The sequence below is a fragment of the Streptomyces sp. GL_148 genome, from assembly GCF_057834205.1.
Map to the genome: position 1 here is coordinate 6704689 of NZ_CM174396.1, position 17700 is coordinate 6722388.

Below are 17700 nucleotides of genomic sequence, written 5' to 3' on the forward strand. Positions count from 1 at the left end.
TCCTCGGCCCTACCCACCGCACTCCGAGCCCGTCCCGTAGGAGCGGCTGGAGCAGGAGCGCTCCGCGCTCTCGGTCCAGTTGCCCCGGCTGCGCCGGCGCGAGAACTCCGCAGCCGACCGGGTGGCGGCGGAGCGGGCCGAGGCCCGCTACCGCGAGCTGACGCGGGCGCTCGCCACCGGAGTGTGGAACGTACGCGTGCTGGTCGGGCGCAGCCCGGCCCGAGTCGGCGCTCGCCTCGGGATCATCCGCAAGGTCGAGCACGAGCAGGTCGCCGTTCGGAAGAGGAGCAGGAGGAGCAGACGTGAGTGACGGGGGGCGTCAGGGCGGGAGCGGTCTGGCGGACGGGGTGTTCCACGGGCCGGAGCGGTGGGGGTGGGAGTTTGTCGTGCCGGCCGGGCCCGTGGTGCATGCTGAGGCGGGGAATCCGCCGACGTGGGTCGAGCCGTACTTTCCGGAGCTCGCGCGGCTCGAGCAGGAGGTTGCCGGGCGGATGAGTCCGGGGCGGATCGTGGGTGTGGCGCTCGCCATCGCGGTCGGCGGGCTGCTCGTGGTCGGTTTCCTCTCCGTGGTGGCGGCCATCGGGTTCGTCGTCATCGTGGTGGCCGTCAATCCGAGCCGCCGCCGGGACCAGGCGCGGGAGCAGGCCCTCGAGGAGCGGCGGCGTCTGTGGGAGACGCACCAGGGGAGGCTGGCCGCCTGGCAGTCGATGCTCCGTGAGCACGAGCTGGCCGAGCGGAGCCGGTGGGCCGCCGCCGACACCTGGTTCCCGCTCGCGCTCGCCTCGAAGCCCGCGCGCATCGACGTCGTCGGCGGCACGGGTGACGGCTGGGCCAGCCTGCTGGCCACTTTCGGCGGTGCGGTGGTCGCGGGCGGGCAGGCGCTCCTCGTCGTCGACATGACGGAGCAGGCCGTCGCGCTGGAGCTCGCGGGCTTCGCCGCTCGGCGCGCAGTTCCCGTCGCGCACGTTCCGTTCCCGGCCGCCGCGCTCCGTACCGATCTGGGCGAGGAGTTCGGCCCCGGGGACCTGGCCGAGTCCCTCGCCGCGGCACTCGCCACCGTGCGGCCGCCCGGGACCGATGCCGACCTGCAGAGCGTTGACACCGCGGTGATCCGCACCGTCGCCCGCCACCTCGACGCCCCGCTCACCTACGGCCGTCTCGCCGCGGGTCTGTCCGTACTGCTGCGCCTGTACGAACCGGGTCCCGACGGATCCGGTCCGCTGGCACCCCACGAGGTGGCCCTGCTCACCGAGGCCGTCGACTCGGTCGGCCGGGGCGAACGCCGTCAGAACGAGCTGCACTACGTGCAGGAGCAGCTCGCCTCCCTCGCCGCCGAAGCCCCGCCGGGTGACGTGGCGGACCGGCCGGCCGCCCAGTGGTGGCGCCCGGGGCAGCTCACCGTCCTCGCCACCGACGGCCTCGGCCCCCAGCGCAAGGACCTGGCCGACCGGATCGTGTTCTTCCGGGTGCTCCATGCCCTGCGCACCCGGGCCTTCGCGTCCGGGACGGGCACCCTGGTCGTCGCGGGGGCGGATCACCTGGGGCGTGACGCCCTCGAAACCCTGGCCCGCCAGGCCCGCACCGCCGGAGTGCGCCTCGTGCTGCTCCTGGAGCACCTGAGGGAGGGCACGCTGCAGCTCGCCGGCGGCTCGGGCAGCGCGACCGTGTTCATGCGCATGGGCAACGGGGAGGAGGCGAAGGCGGCCGCGGAGTTCATCGGGCGGGAGCACACCTTCGTCGTCAACCAGCTGACCAGGCAGGCCGGCGAGACCTTCACGACGGGGCGCGGTGGCGGCTACGGCGAACAGGTCGGGGAGTCCTCCACCCACGGCGGTTCCACGAACTCGTACGGGACCTCGCTCTCCCGCAGTTGGCAGGAGAGCGTGAACAGCTCGATCGCCACGTCGCTCACGACCGGCGAGACCACTTCGCGTCTCTACGAGTTCACGGTCGAACCGACGCAGCTGCAAGCCCTGCCTCCGACCGGCCTCGTCCTGGTGGACACCGCCTCCGGCGGCCGGCGCGTGACCTTCGGCGACTGCAACCCGGGGATATCCGTCATGCCCCGGGTGTCGCCGTTGCCCCGGTGACGCGGCCACCCGAAAACAAGAGGCGGGCGGGGGCGCTGACCAGCCACAATCGCTCGTATGTTCCTGACGATCTCCACGACCGGCACGGCTGAACGACCCGCCACCGACCTGGGCTTCCTGCTGCACAAGCATCCCGGCAAGACGCAGGCGTTCTCCACCTCCCACGGCACCGCCCACGTCTTCTACCCCGACGCCACGGACGAGCGGTGCACGGCGGGCCTGCTGCTGGAGGTGGATCCCGTCGCGCTCGTGCGGCGTGGTCAGGGCAAGGGTCAGGGCAAGGGGCAGGGCGGCACGCCGGACGCCGCGCTCGCGCAGTACGTCAACGACCGCCCCTACGCCGCCTCCTCGCTGCTGGCCGTCGCGCTGAGCGGCGTGTTCCGCAATGCGCTGAAGGGGCAGTGCGCGGCCCGGCCCGAGCTGCCGGACGAGGTGCGCCCGCTGCGGATCGAGATCCCGGTGCTGCCCGCCCGGGGCGGCGCCGAGCTCGTGCGCCGGCTGTTCGGCCCGCTCGGCTGGGAGTCGGTCACGGCCACCCCGGTCGCGCTCGACGAGACCTTCCCGGAGTGGGGCGACTCCCGGTACGTACGCCTCGTCCTGGAGGGCGAGCTGCGGCTTTCCGACGCGCTGCGCGGCCTGTACGTCCTGCTGCCCGTCCTCGACGACTCCAAGCACTACTGGATCGCCTCCGACGAGGTGGACAAGCTGCTGCGCGCCGGAGACGGCTGGCTCGCCGAACACCCGGAGAGCGGGCTGATCACCTCCCGCTACCTGGCCCGCCACAAGCGGCTGACCCAGGACGCCCTGGAGAGGCTGGAGCTGGTCCGCCTCGCCGAGGCCGACGGCAGCGAGGTGGAGGAGCTCGACAACGCGGTCGACGAGGCGAGCGACACGGAGGAGAAGCCCGTACCGCTCGCGGTGCTGCGCCGCGAGGCGATCCTCGCCGCGCTGGGAGCGGCCGGTGCGGCCCGCGTCCTCGACCTGGGCTGCGGCCAGGGGCAGTTGGTGCAGGCGCTGCTCAAGGATCCGGCATACACCGAGATCGTGGGTGTGGACGTGTCCGTCCGGGCGCTGAACATCGCCGCGAAGCGGCTGCGGCTGGAGCGGATGGGGGAGCGGCAGAGCTCCCGCGTCCGCCTGACGCAGGGCTCGCTCGCGTACACCGACAAGCGGCTCGTGGGCTACGACGCGGCCGTGCTCAGCGAGGTCATCGAGCACCTGGACCTCGAGCGGCTGCCCGCCCTGGAGTACGCGGTGTTCGGCTCGGCCCGCCCCCGCACGGTCCTCGTGACCACTCCGAACGTCGAGTACAACGTCCGCTGGGAGACCCTGCCCGCCGGGCACGTCCGGCACGGCGACCACCGCTTCGAGTGGACCCGGGAGGAGTTCCGGGCCTGGGCCGGAGGCGTCGCCTCCCGGCACGGTTACTCCGTCGCATACCTGCCCGTCGGGGACGACGACCCCGAGGTGGGGCCGCCGACCCAGATGGCCGTCTTCACCCTGACCACCGGCACCACCGGCACCACGGACAACACCGGCACCGACACCCCGAAGGAGGGCGAGGCAGCATGACCACCGACACCGACACCAGGGCCACCACCGACCGCAAGCGCGTACTTCCCGTCACCGACCTGTCCCTCGTCGTCCTGATCGGGGCCACCGGCTCGGGCAAGTCCACCTTCGCCCGTACGCACTTCAAGCCCACCGAGGTCATCTCCTCCGACTACTGCCGGGGCCTGGTCGCCGACGACGAGAACGACCAGAGCGCGAGCAAGGACGCCTTCGAGGTCCTGCACTACATCGCGGGCAAGCGGCTCGCCGCCGGCCGCCTCACCGTGGTCGACGCCACCAGCGTCCAGGCCGAGTCCCGCCGGCAGCTGGTCCAGCTCGCCCGGGAGTACGACGTCCTGCCCATCGCGATCGTCCTCGACCTGCCCGAAGAGGTCTGCGCCGAGCGCAACGCGGCCCGCCCGGAGCGGGCCGGGCTGCCGCGCGCCGTCATCCAGCGCCACCGCCGCGACCTGCGGCGCTCGCTGCGCGGCCTGGAGCGCGAGGGCTTCCGCAAGGTGCACGTGCTGCGCACGCCCGAGGAGGTCGAGTCGGCCGAGGTGGTCCTGGAGAAGCGCTTCAACGACCTCACCCACCGCACCGGCCCCTTCGACATCATCGGCGACATCCACGGCTGCGCCTCCGAGCTGGAGACCCTGCTCGGAAAGCTCGGCTACGAGGACGGCGCCCACCCCGAGGGCCGCACCGCCGTGTTCGTCGGCGACCTCGTCGACCGCGGCCCGGACAGCCCGGGCGTCCTGCGCCGGGTGATGGGGATGGTCGGCTCCGGCAACGCCCTGTGCGTCCCCGGGAACCACGAGAACAAGCTCGGCCGTTACCTCAAGGGATCCAAGGTCCAGCAGACCCACGGCCTCGCCGAGACCATCGCGCAGCTCGAAGGGGAGCCGGAGGAGTTCGTCCGGGAGGTCCGCGCCTTCATCCAGGGCCTGGTCAGCCACTACGTCCTCGACGGCGGCAAGCTCGTGGTCTGCCACGCCGGGCTGCCCGAGAAGTACCACGGCCGCACCTCCGGCCGGGTGCGCTCGCACGCCCTGTACGGGGAGACCACCGGCGAGACCGACGAGTTCGGGCTGCCCGTGCGCTACCCGTGGGCCGAGGACTACCGGGGCAAGGCCGTCGTGGTCTACGGACACACGCCGGTCCCGGACACCGCCTGGATCAACAACACCATCTGCCTCGACACCGGAGCCGTCTTCGGCGGGAGGATGACCGCCCTGCGCTGGCCCGAGCGCGAACTGGTCGACGTACCGGCCGAGAAGGTCTGGTACGAGCCGGTCAAGCCGCTCGTCACCGAGGTGCCCGGCGGGCACGACGGCCGTCCGCTCGACCTGGCCGACGTGCACGGCCGCCGGATCGTGGAGACCCGGCACCTGGGCAACGTCAACGTCCGCGAGGAGAACGCGGCCGCCGCCCTGGAGGTGATGAGCCGCTTCGCCGTGGACCCGCGCCTGGTGCCGTACCTCCCGCCCACCATGGCCCCGACGGCGACCTCGCACGAGGACGGCTATTTGGAGCACCCCGCCGAGGCCTTCGCGCAGTACCGCAAGGACGGCATCGCGCAGGTCGTCTGCGAGGAGAAGCACATGGGCTCCCGGGCCACCGTGCTGCTCTGCAAGGACGCCGACGCGGCCCGCGAGCGGTTCGGGGTCGACGGCCCCACCGGGTCCGTGTACACCCGCACCGGACGGCCCTTCTTCAAGGACCCCGAGGTCACCGAGGAGGTCCTCACCCGGCTCCGCTCGGCGGTCACCGACGCGGGCCTGTGGGAGGAGCTGACTGTGTCCGACAGCGCCTCCGGCGCGGGGGACTGGCTGCTCATCGACGGCGAACTGCTGCCCTGGTCGCTGAAGTCGGCCGGCCTCCTGCGCAACCAGTACGCCGCCGTGGGCGCGGCCTCCGGCGCCGTGTTCCCGGACGCCGTCGCCGCCCTGGAGGCGGCCTCGGCCCGGGGCGTCGACACCGGCGAGCTCCTGGAGCGCCAGCGCGGTCGGGCCGCGGACGCGGCGAAGTTCACCGAGGCGTACCGGCGTTACTGCTGGAGCACCGACGGGCTGGACGGCGTACGGTTCGCCCCGTTCCAGCTGCTGGCGGCGGCGGGCCGCTCGCTGGCGGCCGTACCCCACGACGAGCAGCTCTTCTGGCTGGACCGGCTCGTCGCCGCCGACGAGGCCGCCGGAACCGGACTGCTGCGCCGCACCGGCCGGATCCTGGTGGACACCGCGGACGGGGCCTCGGTACGGGCGGGCACCGACTGGTGGCTGGAGCTGACGGCCGCCGGCGGCGAGGGCATGGTCGTCAAACCGCTCCAGGCGTACGCCAAGGACGGCAAGGGCCGGCTCGTGCAGCCGGGCGTGAAGGTGCGCGGACGCGAGTACCTGCGGATCATCTACGGTCCCGAGTACACGCGTCCGGACCACCTGGAGCGGCTGCGCGGACGCCACCTCGGGCACAAGCGCTCGCTCGCCCTGCGCGAGTACGCGCTCGGCCTGGAGGCCGTGGACCGGCTGGCGGCGGGGGAGCCGCTGTGGCGGGTCCACGAGGCGGTCTTCGCCGTCCTCGCGCTGGAGTCGGAGCCGGTGGACCCGCGGCTCTGACGGCTCCCGGCCGCAACGCCAGGCGTCAAGGAAGGGCCCCCGTACGGCCGCTCATTAGGTCGTATGGGGGAACTTTCGCGGAGAACTCCGGGAAAACCACCGGCGGGATCGTTCATCCAGGGCAGCGGAATGTCCGCGACCCTGGAAGGACGGAACGTCACCTATGAAGATGACCGCGCGCGGAAGCATTGCGGCACTCATGACCTGTATGGCCGCGGCAGGCGCGGCCACCCCGGCCATGGCCGACGCGGTGCCGGTGGGAGTCCCCCTGGACGCGGTGCGGACCACGCTCGGCGTGGACGTCCCGCACCTGGCCACCGGAGTCCCGGTGCCCGTGGTCGGAGCGCCCGAGGCGCCCCGCTTCCACAAGGGCGACATGCTGCCGACCCCGCTGCTGCCGGCGGTGCCGATCGGCACCGAGCTCGGGAACACCCTCCTCACCTCCCCGGTGCCGAACCTGGCCGGAAAGCCCGAGACGGACGGCGAGGGCTCGCTGGACGCACCCGCGACCACCGTGCGCACCCGGACCCCGGGACTGCTCGTCGGCTCCCCGCTGACCATGCCCGACGCGTCCAACTACGGGCTGCCGAACGTGACCGTCCCCGCGCTGGGCGTCATCGCCCCTGACCTCACCGGTACCCCGGAGGCCCTGCTCGGCCTGCGCTGAACCGGCGGGCCCCCGACCGCCGTCGGATCCGGCGGGACGGACCCGCTGGAGACGCCCTGGGCCGACGCCACGTCAAAAAGCCGCCCGGTCTGCGAACGTGTACGGCATGGGATTCCATGTCGATTCCGAGACCGGGCGGCTTCGCCGCGTCATCCTCCACCGGCCCGACCTGGAGCTGAAGCGGCTCACACCGAGCAACAAGGACGCGTTGCTCTTCGACGACGTGCTGTGGGTGCGCAGGGCCCGCCAGGAGCACGACGGCTTCGCCGACGTACTGCGCGACCGGGGCGTGGAGGTCCACCTCTTCGGTGACCTGCTGATCGAGGCCCTGGACATCCCGGAGGCGAGACACCTCGTCCTGGACCGGGTCTTCGACGAGAAGGAGTACGGTCCGCTCGCCACCGACCACCTGCGGTCGGTCTTCGACGGCCTGTCCTCGGCGGACCTGGCCGAGTCGCTGATCGGGGGGATGACCAAGCGGGAGTTCCTGGAGCGGCACGCGGAGCCGGTGTCGGTCCGCTTCCACGCCCTGGACCTGGACGGCTTCCTGCTGGGGCCGCTGCCCAACCACCTCTTCACCCGGGACACCTCCGCCTGGATCTACGACGGGGTGTCCATCAACGCGATGCGCTGGCCGGCCCGGCAGCGCGAGACCGTGCACTTCGAGGCCATCTACAAGCACCATCCGCTCTTCACCGGCTCAGGCCCCTTCCATACCTGGTCGCAGGGGCAGGCCGACTACCCGTCCACCATCGAGGGCGGCGACGTCCTGGTCATCGGCAACGGCGCCGTGCTGATCGGGATGAGCGAGCGGACCACCCCGCAGGCCGTGGAGATGCTGGCGCGCGGGCTGTTCGCCGCCGGGTCGGCGACGACGATCGTGGCGCTCGACATGCCCAAGCGGCGGGCGTTCATGCACCTGGACACGGTGATGACGATGGTCGACGGGGATACGTTCACCCAGTACGCGGGCCTGGGCATGCTGCGCTCCTACACGATCGAGCCCGGCGGCGGCCCGAGCGAGCTGAAGGTGACCGACCATCCGCCGGAGCACATGCACCGGGCCATCGCCGCCGCCCTCGGGCTGGACGCGATCCGGGTGCTCACGGCGACCCAGGACGTGCACGCCGCCGAGCGCGAGCAGTGGGACGACGGCTGCAACGTGCTCGCCGTGGAGCCGGGCGTGGTCGTCGCGTACGAGCGGAACGTCACGACCAACACCCACCTGCGCAAGCAGGGCATCGAGGTGATCGAGATCCCGGGCAGCGAGCTGGGGCGGGGAAGGGGAGGGCCGCGCTGCATGAGCTGTCCGGTGGAGCGCGACGCGGTGGCCTAGCCGGCCGGGGGTGCGGGGGCGGGGCAGGGGAAGCAGGGGAGGGGAGGCGTGGGCAGGGGAGGCCGCGGCAGGGGAGGCCGGGACCCGGGTCCGTACGCGAAGGCTCTGTATATCAATGCATCCGGTCGTATAGACTTCCAGCATCCCCTGTCACCGTGACTCTGGAGCGCCCCCATGGCCACCGATCTTGTCGGCCGCAGTTTCCTCAAGGAGCTCGACTTCACCGCCGCCGAGTTCCGCGGCCTCGTCGAGCTCGCCGCCGAACTCAAGGCGGCCAAGAAGGCCGGGACCGAGCGGCGCCGCCTCCAGGGCAAGAGCATCGCCCTGATCTTCGAGAAGACCTCCACGCGCACCCGCTGCGCCTTCGAGGTCGCCGCCGCCGACCAGGGCGCCCACACCACGTACCTCGATCCCTCCGGCTCCCAGATGGGCCACAAGGAATCGGTCAAGGACACCGCGCGGGTGCTGGGCCGGATGTTCGACGGCATCCAGTACCGGGGTGACGCGCAGGACACCGTCGAGCAGCTCGCCGCCCACGCCGGCGTGCCCGTCTTCAACGGCCTCACCGACGACTGGCACCCCACCCAGATGCTGGCCGACGTGCTCACGATGACCGAGCACTGCGCCAAGCCGCTGGAGCGGATCGCCTTTGCCTACCTCGGTGACGCCCGCTTCAACATGGGCAACTCCTACCTGGTGACCGGCGCGCTGCTGGGCATGGACGTACGGATCGTCGCGCCGCGGCACTACTGGCCGGCCGAGCCCGTGGTGGCCGCGGCGCGCGAGCTGGCGGCCGCCAGCGGCGCCCGGATCACGCTCACCGAGGACCTCGCGGAGGGCGTCGGGCAGGCCGATTTCGTGGTGACCGACATCTGGGTGTCCATGGGCGAGCCCAAGGAGGTCTGGGACGAGCGGATCGAGGCGCTGAGCCCGTACGCCGTCACCATGGACGTGCTGCGCGCCACCGGGAACCCGGACGTGAAGTTCATGCACTGCCTGCCGGCGTTCCATGACCTCGGCACCAAAGTGGCCCGCGAGATCCACGAGCGGCACGGGCTGGATTCGCTGGAGGTCACGGACGAGGTGTTCGAGTCGCCGCACTCGGTCGTCTTCGACGAGGCCGAGAACCGGCTGCACACCATCAAGGCCGTGCTCGTCGCGGCCCTGGGGGACCCGGCCGCATAGTCATGCGCCGGGGGGGTCGGGGGGCCGGAGGGCTGGGCCTAGAGCGCCGGCCGCGACGGCAGCGTGAACCACACGGCCTTGCCGTGCGCGGTGGCGCGGTGGCCGCAGGCCGAGCTCAGGGTCCGGATCAGCAGCAGGCCGCGGCCGTGCTCCTGCCAGGGGTCGGGGTGGGCGTCGTCCCGGCCGGGTGCGGTCAGGTCGGCGGGGGGCTGCGGATCCCCGTCGTGGACCTCGACCTGGCAGCCGTTCGCCAGCAGTTCCACGACGAGCTCGATGGGGGCGTCGCCGGGGGTGTGCTCCACGGCGTTGGCGACCAGTTCGGCGGTGAGGAGTTCGGCGGTGTCGCTGTCGGCGGGTGCGTCGATGTCGGCGAGGGCCGTACGGACGAGGGCGCGGGCGAGGGGTACGGCCGCTGTCGTGTGCGGCAGGGCTATCCGCCAGGCGGAGGCGTCGGGCAAGGCGGGACCGTCCGTTCCGTGGGGTCGCAGGGGGCTCGTACGGGTTCGTACGAGGTGTGGCGGGGAAATCCTGCTTTCAACGATACGAAGTGGAAATGTCCTGCCGTAGGGCACCCCGACGTGATCGCAAGGGACGTCGGGCACACCGGGTAGGGACCTTCGGTGCGTGTGGCGCCCCGGTCCGGACGCGGATCCATAGTTATCGCGCTTCCCTGACGACAGTCATGGACCAGTGATACCTTCGGGAAGGTGAGTCCCTTCCTCGGTTCCACACCCGCGACCGAACGCTGGAACCACCTCCGGGTGGACCGGCGGGACGGCGTCGCCACCGTCACCCTCGACCGCCCCGAGAAGCTCAACGCGCTCACCTTCGGCGCCTACGCCGACCTGCGCGACCTGCTCGCCGAACTGTCCCGGGAGCGGTCCGTACGCGCCCTCGTGCTCGGCGGCGAAGGGCGCGGCTTCTGCTCCGGCGGCGACGTCGACGAGATCATCGGCGCCACCCTCGCGATGGACACCGCCCAGCTCCTCGACTTCAACCGGATGACCGGCCAGGTCGTGCGCGCCCTGCGCGAATGCCCCTTCCCGGTCATCGCCGCCGTCCACGGCGTCGCCGCCGGCGCCGGGGCCGTCATCGCGCTCGCCGCCGACTTCCGCATCGCCGACCCCACCGCCCGCTTCGCCTTCCTCTTCACCCGGGTCGGCCTCTCCGGCGGGGACATGGGCGCCGCGTACCTGCTGCCCCGCGTCGTCGGGCTCGGGCACGCCACCCGGCTGCTGATGCTGGGGGAGCAGGTCAGGGCGCCGGAGGCCGAGCGGATCGGGCTGCTCAGCGAAGTCACCGAGGAGGGCAAGGCCTCCGTACGGGCGGCGGAGCTCGCCGCGCACCTCGCCGCCGGCCCGGCCCTCGCGTACGCGCAGACCAAGGCACTGCTGACCGCCGAGCTGGACATGCCGCTCGCCGCCTCGGTGGAACTCGACGCGAACACCCAGGCGCTGCTGATGAACGGCGAGGACTACCGGGAGTTCCACGCGGCCTTCACCGGGAAGCGGCCGCCCCAGTGGAAGGGCAGGTAGTTCATTGAGCACCGGTTCGATGAGCACCGGCGCGATGAGCACCGGCCGGACGCCCGCCGCCCTGCGGGTCGCCGTGGTCGGCGGGGGCCCGGGCGGGCTGTACGCCGCCGCACTGCTGGCCCGGCAGGGGCACGCGGTGGACGTGTGGGAGAAGAACGCCCCCGACGACACCTTCGGCTTCGGGGTGGTCCTCTCCGACGAGACCCTCGGCGGGATCGAAGCGGCCGACGCCGTGGTCTACGCGGCCCTGAGCGCCGAGTTCGTCCGCTGGGACGACATCGACATCGTGCACCGGGGCCGGCTGCTGACCTCCGGCGGTCACGGCTTCGCCGCGCTCGGGCGGCGCCGGCTCCTGGAGATCCTGCACGAGCGCTGCGCGGGCCTCGGCGTCCGGCTCCGCTTCCGCACCCGGGCGCCCGAGCCCGGGGCGCTCGCAGCCTCGTACGACCTGGTGGTCGCGGCCGACGGGGTGCACAGCCCGACCCGGGAGGCCGCGGCGGAGCACTACGGGCCCACGATCACGGGCGGGCGGTGCCGCTACATCTGGCTCGCCGCCGACTTCCCCTTCGAGGCCTTCCGGTTCGAGATCGCGGAGACCGAGCACGGGGTGATGCAGCTGCACGCCTACCCGTACTCGGCAGACTCCTCCACCGTGATCGTCGAGATGCGCGAGGAGGTCTGGCACGCAGCCGGCTTCGACCTCTGCGACGAGGCGGAATCGGCGGCGCGCTGCGCGAAGATCTTCGGCGAGGCGCTGCGGGGAAGGCCGCTGCGCGGCAACGGCTCCGCGTGGACGCAGTTCCGTACGGTGGTCAACGCGCGCTGGTCGCACGGCAACACGGTGCTCATCGGCGACGCCGCGCACACCGCGCACTTCTCGATCGGCTCCGGCACCAAACTGGCGGTGGAGGACGCGCTCGCGCTGGCGCGGGCGGTGGAGGCAGAGCCGGACGTCCCGGCCGCGCTGGCCGCGTACGAGGCCGCACGGCGGCCGGCGGTGGCCTCCACCCAGCGGGCGGCGGCCGCCAGCATGCGGTGGTTCGAGGGGCTCGCCGGGTACGTGGAGCAGCCCGCCCGGCAGTTCGCCTTCAACCTGCTCACGCGCAGCCTGCGGGTCACCCACGGCAACCTGCGGCTGCGCGATCCGCGCTTCACCGGCGCGGTGGAGCGTGACTTCGGCTGCCCCGAGGCCGCGGACGGCGGGCCGGACGAGGCGGGAACCCCGCCGATGTTCACGCCGTTCACCCTGCGGGGGCTGACCCTGCGCAACCGGGTCGTGGTCTCCCCGATGGACATGTATTCGGCGGGGGGAGGGGCTTCGGCGGGGGGAGGGGCTTCGGCAGGTGGAGGGGCTTCGGCTTCGGCGGTGGACGGCGACGGCGTGCCGGGCGACTTCCACCTGGTGCACCTCGGCGCGCGGGCGCTGGGCGGGGCCGCCCTGGTGATGACCGAGATGGTCTGCGTCAGCGCCGAGGGCCGGATCACCCCGGGCTGCACGGGCCTCTACACCGCGGAGCAGGCGGCCGCCTGGGCGCGGATCGCCGACTTCGTGCACACCTCGGCGCCCGGCACCGCGCTCGGCGTCCAGCTCGGCCACTCGGGCCGCAAGGGCTCGACCCGGGTCATGTGGGAGGGCATGGACGCCCCGCTCCCCGAGGGGAACTGGCCGCTCGTGGCCGCCTCCGCGCTGCCCTACCGCCCCGGGGTCTCGGCCGTGCCCCGGGCCATGGGCGCCGCCGACCTCGCCGCCGTCCGCTCCGACTTCGCCGCCGCCGCCGTCCGGGCCGCCGCCGTCGGCTTCGACCTGCTCGAACTGCACTGCGCGCACGGCTACCTGCTCTCCGGCTTCCTCTCTCCGCTGACCAACCATCGCACCGACGCCTACGGCGGTTCGCTGGAGAACCGGCTCCGCTTCCCGCTGGAGGTCTTCGACGCGGTCCGCGCCGTCTGGCCCGCGGACCGGCCGATGACGGTCCGCCTCTCGGCCACCGACTGGGCGCCCGGCGGCACCTCGCCCGAGGAGGCGGTGGCCATCGCCGGAGCCTTCGCGGCCCACGGCGCGGACGCCATCGACGTCTCGACGGGCCAGGTGGTGGCGGAGGAGACCCCCGAGTACGGGCGCGCGTACCAGACCCCGTACGCCGACCGGATCCGCAACGCCCTGAACGTCCCCGTGATCGCCGTCGGCGCGATCTCCTCCTGGGACGACGTCAACTCCCTGCTGCTGGCCGGCCGGGCGGACCTCTGCGCGCTCGGCCGCCCCCACCTCTACGACCCGCACTGGACCCTGCACGCGGCCGCCGACCAGTCCTACACCGGCCCGGCCGCGCCCTGGCCCGCCCCCTACCGCGCGGGCAGCCGCAAGCCGCCGACGGGGCGGGGGTAGCGCCCCGCCGTCTACTGGTGTGGCCGCAGGGCCAGGCACTCGTGGCAGTGGCAGGGCTCCGGGTGCGGCCAGTAGGGCCAGGCGCCGGAGCGCAGCTCCCAGGCGCGGCGCTCCAGGGTCACCGAGAGGTCCCGCGCGTAGGCCTCGTCCCAGAACCCCCCGTCGGCGACCCGCAGTACGGCAGGAGATCGGACGAGCGTGGGCCGGAAGCCGTACAGATGGCGGGTGGCCACGTAGGACCACCGGTACCCGCGGCCGTTTCGGGGCCGGCCGACGACCTCGCAGTCCTGGAGGGCGTTGTGCGTGTCGCCGACGTACACCTTGGACCCGCCCTTGAACATCTTCGTGCCCGGGCGCTGGCCCTGGCCGCCCTCGCCGTAGCGGCGCCACAGGACCACGTTCGCGGCCAGCATCCAGAAGGGTTCGAGCGGCTCGGGCGGTTCCCCGCCGTCCGCCGGGGCGCTCATGCCAGCGCCACCTCCACCCGGTCCTCGACCGGGGTGTAGCCCAGCCGCTGGTAGACGCCGTTGCTGGTGGGGTTCGCCAGGTCGGTGAAGAGCAGCACCTCCGCGGCTCCGGCCGCGTGCGCCGCCTCGGTCGCGGCGTACGTCACCCCGGCCGCGTACCCGCGGCCGCGCAGCTCCGGCGGGGTGTAGACCGGGCCGATCCGGGTCACCGCGCCGATCGGGCGGAAGAACCCGGCCAGCGAGACCGGTGTCCCGGCGTCCTCCCAGAGCAGCATGCCCCCGTACGAGAGCCGGTCGCGCAGGGCTGCCTCGGAGGCGGCCCCGCCCTCGCCGGACTCCTGCTTGAAGGCGGTGACCCAGTCCAGGAGCAGCGGGAGGTCCGCCTCCCCGGCGGGGCGGGCCCGCCCGGCCGGGGCGGGATCGGGGGCGACGAGCCCGGCGAGCCGGTAGAGGCGGTTCTCCTCCACGACCTCGGTCGGCTTCCCCCAGGAGGCGGCCAGTTCCTTCGCGTCCTCGCGGCGGGCGCTGAGCGCGTCGACCCCGGCGAGCAGCGGCTCGGCGCCGAGCGCGGCCCCCAGCTCCCGGACGGCCGCGGCGGGCAGCGCGCCGATCAGCAGCGGGTGCGGCGGGCACTGGACGACGGCGCCCGCGACCAGCCCGTCGGCCCCGGTCCACGAACCGAAGAAGGGCGGCTCGGACCCGAAGGCGTCCGGGCCCTGCCGCTCCAGCGCGTCGATGACCGTGACCAGCTGGGTGTTGGGCACGGGCTGCGCCGCCACGGAGGGGCGCACGGCGGCCAGCCAGGCCGCCAGGTCAAGGGTGAAGGTCCACGTCATGGCACATGATCGCCCGCGTCCGGCGTGCGGTACAGCCCTTTTCCGCCCCGCTGCCGCGTCAGCTCGGCAGCCACCCCGGCCACCACGGCGGCACGTTGTCGGGCCCGCACCGGCCCGGGTACCCCGGATACCCGTCCAGGGTGCCCCTGACGGCGAAGAACCAGAGCACCAGCGCCCCCAGCGCGAGCACGACCGGCACCATCCGCAGCAGCGGGTGCCTACGCGGCGTGAGCATCGCGACCATCACCCCGCAGAACGCGAAGCCCACCACCAGGACCGGGAGCAGGAAGGTCAGCTCGGTCACGCCGCCCGCGTCCCAGCCCGCGTCGCAGTAGGCGCGCGAGTGGGACGCGAGGGAGATCGCCAGGCACCCGGCGGCCGCGCCCAGCAGCCCGGAAGCGACCATCGAGACGACGTGGGGCCACGTGCGGGGTTGTTCGGTTCCTGTCACGAGAGCAGGTGACGCCCCGGTCGCCGCTACGGTTCCACGAAGCCCGCCCCGAGGTCCCGCAGCCGGTCGTGCAACTCCGCGAAGACCGCCGCCGAGCGGTCTCCCGGCCAGTCGGAGGTGAGCAGCTCGCGCGGCAGGCCCGGGTCGGCGTACGGCAGCCGGCGCCAGGTGTCCAGGGCGAGGAGGTAGCCGCGGTAGGCGGCCTCCGGGGTGGGGACGGCCGCCCCCGTCTGCAGGGCGCGCAGCGACGGCTCGTGGAGGTCGAGGAACTCCTCGTGCTGCTTGGCCAGCGCCGCCAGGTCCCACCAGCGGGCCACCGACTCCGCCGTCGGGGTGAAGCCCAGGTGGGCGCCCCGGAAGAGCTCCACGTACGCCGTCAGGTGCAGCCGCTCCAGGGTGCGGCGGGTCTCCCCCTCCCACCGGTCCGGGGCGATCCACACGCCCGGCGCCACCGCGCCGAAGCCGAGCCCCGCGAGCCGGGAGCGCAGCAGGTGCCGCTTCGCCCGCTCCTGCTCCGGGACGGAGAAGACGGCCAGCAGCCACTCCTGGGACTGTGCCGGGCGGGCGGCCCCGTAGATCCGCCGGTCGCCGTCCTCCAGCAGCCGGCGGGCCTCCTCGGAGAGCTCGTAGCCCGCCGCGCGGTCCCCGGTCCGCGCGGGCAGCAGGAAGCCGCGCCGCTTCAGCCGGGACACCGACGAGCGGACGGACGGAGCGTCGACGCCGGCCGCGCCCAGCAGGCGGACCAGCGCGGAGACCGGGACGGGGCCCGGGAAGGCCCGCCCGTAGGCACCGTAGAACGTGACGATCAGAGATCGCGGGGTGTGTTGCTCGACCACGGATTCACTTTAGATCGTGTCCTTGACCGGGATCATCCGGATCCTCCTGGTCGCGCAGCCGGAAGCGCTGCAGCTTGCCCGTCGCCGTGCGGGGCAGGGCGGGCAGGAAGACGAAGGTGCGCGGGCATTTGTGCGGGGCGAGCTCGGTCCGCATGAAGGTGCGCAGGGCGTCCTCGGTGAGGACCGCGCCCTCCCGGGGGACCGCGTACGCGACCACGATCTGCCCGCGCCGCTCGTCCGGGCGGCCGACCACGGCCGCTTCCAGCACGTCGGGGTGGCGCAGCAGGGCCTCCTCGACCTCCGGGCCCGCGATGTTGTACCCCGCCGAGATGATCATGTCGTCGGCCCGGGCCACGTAGCGGAAGTAGCCCTCCGCGTCACGGACGTAGGTGTCGCCCGTGAGGTTCCAGCCGTCCCGTACGTACTCGCCCTGCCGCGGGTCCGCCAGGTAGCGGCAGCCCACCGGCCCCCGTACGGCCAGCAGCCCCGGCACCTCGTCCGCGACCGGCAGCCCCGCCCCGTCCACCACCCGGGCCTCCCAGCCCGGCACCACGCGGCCCGTCGTACCGGGCCGGATGTCCTCGTCGGCCGCTGAGATGAAGATGTGCAGCAGCTCGGTGGCGCCGATCCCGTTGATGATCCGCAGGCCCGTGCGCTCGTACCAGGCCTGCCAGGTGGCCGCCGGCAGGTTCTCGCCCGCCGAGACGCAGCGGCGCAGCGCGGAGAGGTCGTAGGCGCCCGTGTCGTACGGGCCCAGCGTGTCCAGCATCGACCGGTAGGCGGTGGGCGCGGTGAAGAGCACCGACACCCGGTGCTCGGCCAGCGCGGGCAGCAGCCGGCGCGGGGAGCCGTCCGCCAGCAGCAGCGCCGAGGCGCCGGCCCGCAGCGGGAAGACCACCAGACCGCCGAGACCGAAGGTGAAGCCGAGCGGCGGACTGCCCGCGAAGACGTCCTCGGGGCGGGGGCGCAGCACCTCCCGGGAGAAGGTGTCGGCCACCGCGAGCAGATCGCGGTGGAAGTGCATGCAGCCCTTGGGGCGCCCGGTGGTGCCCGAGGTGAAGGCGATCAGCGCCACGTCGTCGGCGGAGGTCTCCACCGCCGGGAAGGGCTCCGCGTGGCGTTCCGCCTCGGCCAGCCGCAGCAGGTCGCCCGGATCCGCGCCGCCGTACGCGGTGATCCGCAGACCCGGCACCCCCGCCTTCACCAGGTCGTCCACCACCTCCGCCTGGCACAGGGCGTGGCTCACCCGGGCCATCGAGCACACCGTGGCGAGCTCCTGCGCACGCTGCTGGGCCAGCACGGTGACGGCCACCGCACCCGCCTTCATCACCGCCAGCCAGCACGCGGCGAGCCACGGGCCGGTCGGGCCGCGCAGCAGCACCCGGTTGCCGGGGACCACGCCGAGGTCGGAGGTGAGGACGTGCGCGAGCCGGTCCACGCGGGCGTGCAGCTCCCCGTACGTCCACACCGTGCCGTCCGCGCCGCGGAAGGCGGGCCGGTCGGGGCCCAGCCGGGCGATGGTGGCGTCGAGCAGCTCCACGCCGCAGTTGAGGCGGTCGGGGTAGGCCAGAGCGGGGAGTTCGAAGAGGAGCCGCGGCCAGGCGTGCGCGGGCGGCAGGTGGTCGCGCGCGAAGGTGTCTCGGTGAGCGGAAGGCTTGAGCTCCAAGGCGGGTTCGCCCCCTTGCGACGGTCCGCGCCCCGGGTGGGGGCCGGACCCTGCGTATGGACTGTGGACCGAAGTGGAAGAG

15 protein-coding genes are annotated in these 17700 nt (G+C 73.3%); 9 read left to right on the top strand and 6 right to left on the bottom strand.

Annotated elements, in window-relative coordinates:
* The first annotated feature begins 79 nt into the window (after positions 1–79).
* From AC3IYI_RS30480 to argF, 7 genes are all read left to right on the top strand, one after another.
* Positions 80–310 (top strand): hypothetical protein, encoded by a 231-nt coding sequence (locus tag AC3IYI_RS30480; protein WP_489406687.1) that lies wholly within the window; start codon positions 80–82, stop codon positions 308–310.
* On the top strand, positions 303–2090 hold the full coding sequence (locus AC3IYI_RS30485; RefSeq protein ID WP_489406688.1) for a hypothetical protein: 1788 nt from the start codon (positions 303–305) through the stop codon (positions 2088–2090). The genes AC3IYI_RS30480 and AC3IYI_RS30485 overlap by 8 nt, the downstream gene beginning before the upstream one ends.
* Before the next feature lie 57 nt (positions 2091–2147).
* Entirely contained in the window at positions 2148–3662 is a 1515-nt protein-coding gene (locus tag AC3IYI_RS30490; protein WP_489406689.1) for a 3' terminal RNA ribose 2'-O-methyltransferase Hen1, read from the top strand.
* The gene (locus AC3IYI_RS30495) at positions 3659–6253 is read left to right on the top strand and encodes a polynucleotide kinase-phosphatase (protein WP_489406690.1); all 2595 of its coding nucleotides are present in this window, start codon (positions 3659–3661) and stop codon (positions 6251–6253) included. The genes AC3IYI_RS30490 and AC3IYI_RS30495 overlap by 4 nt, the downstream gene beginning before the upstream one ends.
* Before the next feature lie 169 nt (positions 6254–6422).
* A complete protein-coding gene (locus tag AC3IYI_RS30500; protein ID WP_489406691.1) occupies positions 6423–6920 on the top strand; it encodes a hypothetical protein in 498 nt (165 codons plus the stop codon).
* Positions 6921–7026: 106 nt separating this feature from the next.
* Positions 7027–8256 carry an arginine deiminase gene (locus AC3IYI_RS30505; RefSeq protein ID WP_489406692.1) on the top strand — a complete coding sequence of 410 codons (1230 nt, stop codon included), beginning with the start codon at positions 7027–7029 and terminating at the stop codon, positions 8254–8256.
* Positions 8257–8430: 174 nt separating this feature from the next.
* On the top strand, positions 8431–9441 hold the full coding sequence (gene argF, locus AC3IYI_RS30510) for an ornithine carbamoyltransferase (RefSeq protein WP_489406693.1): 1011 nt from the start codon (positions 8431–8433) through the stop codon (positions 9439–9441).
* A 38-nt stretch (positions 9442–9479) separates the two neighbouring features.
* On the opposite strand, the gene AC3IYI_RS30515 is transcribed toward argF, so the two are convergent.
* Positions 9480–9899: an ATP-binding protein gene (locus AC3IYI_RS30515; RefSeq protein ID WP_489406694.1), complete on the bottom strand. Its 420-nt coding sequence runs from the start codon at positions 9897–9899 to the stop codon at positions 9480–9482.
* A 249-nt stretch (positions 9900–10148) separates the two neighbouring features.
* On the opposite strand from AC3IYI_RS30515, the gene AC3IYI_RS30520 reads away from it, so the two are divergent.
* The gene (locus AC3IYI_RS30520; RefSeq protein WP_243331536.1) at positions 10149–10976 is read left to right on the top strand and encodes an enoyl-CoA hydratase family protein; all 828 of its coding nucleotides are present in this window, start codon (positions 10149–10151) and stop codon (positions 10974–10976) included.
* 19 nt (positions 10977–10995) lie between these two features.
* Positions 10996–13362, top strand: coding sequence for a bifunctional salicylyl-CoA 5-hydroxylase/oxidoreductase (locus AC3IYI_RS30525; protein WP_489406695.1), 2367 nt, complete (start codon positions 10996–10998; stop codon positions 13360–13362).
* Positions 13363–13373: 11 nt separating this feature from the next.
* Here the strand turns inward: AC3IYI_RS30525 and AC3IYI_RS30530 are convergent, their stop codons facing one another.
* From AC3IYI_RS30530 to AC3IYI_RS30550, 5 genes are read right to left on the bottom strand one after another with little or no spacing between them, the layout of a single operon-like run.
* Positions 13374–13829, bottom strand: a complete 456-nt coding sequence (locus tag AC3IYI_RS30530; protein WP_489406696.1) for a hypothetical protein — start codon at positions 13827–13829, stop codon at positions 13374–13376.
* Positions 13826–14665 carry a GNAT family N-acetyltransferase gene (locus AC3IYI_RS30535; protein WP_489406697.1) on the bottom strand — a complete coding sequence of 280 codons (840 nt, stop codon included), beginning with the start codon at positions 14663–14665 and terminating at the stop codon, positions 13826–13828. Before AC3IYI_RS30535 ends, AC3IYI_RS30530 begins: the two co-directional genes overlap by 4 nt.
* 58 nt (positions 14666–14723) lie before the next feature.
* Positions 14724–15116: a hypothetical protein gene (locus AC3IYI_RS30540; RefSeq protein ID WP_489406698.1), complete on the bottom strand. Its 393-nt coding sequence runs from the start codon at positions 15114–15116 to the stop codon at positions 14724–14726.
* A gap of 26 nt (positions 15117–15142) precedes the next feature.
* On the bottom strand, positions 15143–15952 hold the full coding sequence (locus AC3IYI_RS30545) for a PaaX family transcriptional regulator (RefSeq protein WP_489406699.1): 810 nt from the start codon (positions 15950–15952) through the stop codon (positions 15143–15145).
* A 4-nt stretch (positions 15953–15956) separates the two neighbouring features.
* On the bottom strand, positions 15957–17618 hold the full coding sequence (locus AC3IYI_RS30550) for an AMP-binding protein (RefSeq protein WP_489406700.1): 1662 nt from the start codon (positions 17616–17618) through the stop codon (positions 15957–15959).
* Between the last annotated feature and the right edge of the window lie 82 nt (positions 17619–17700).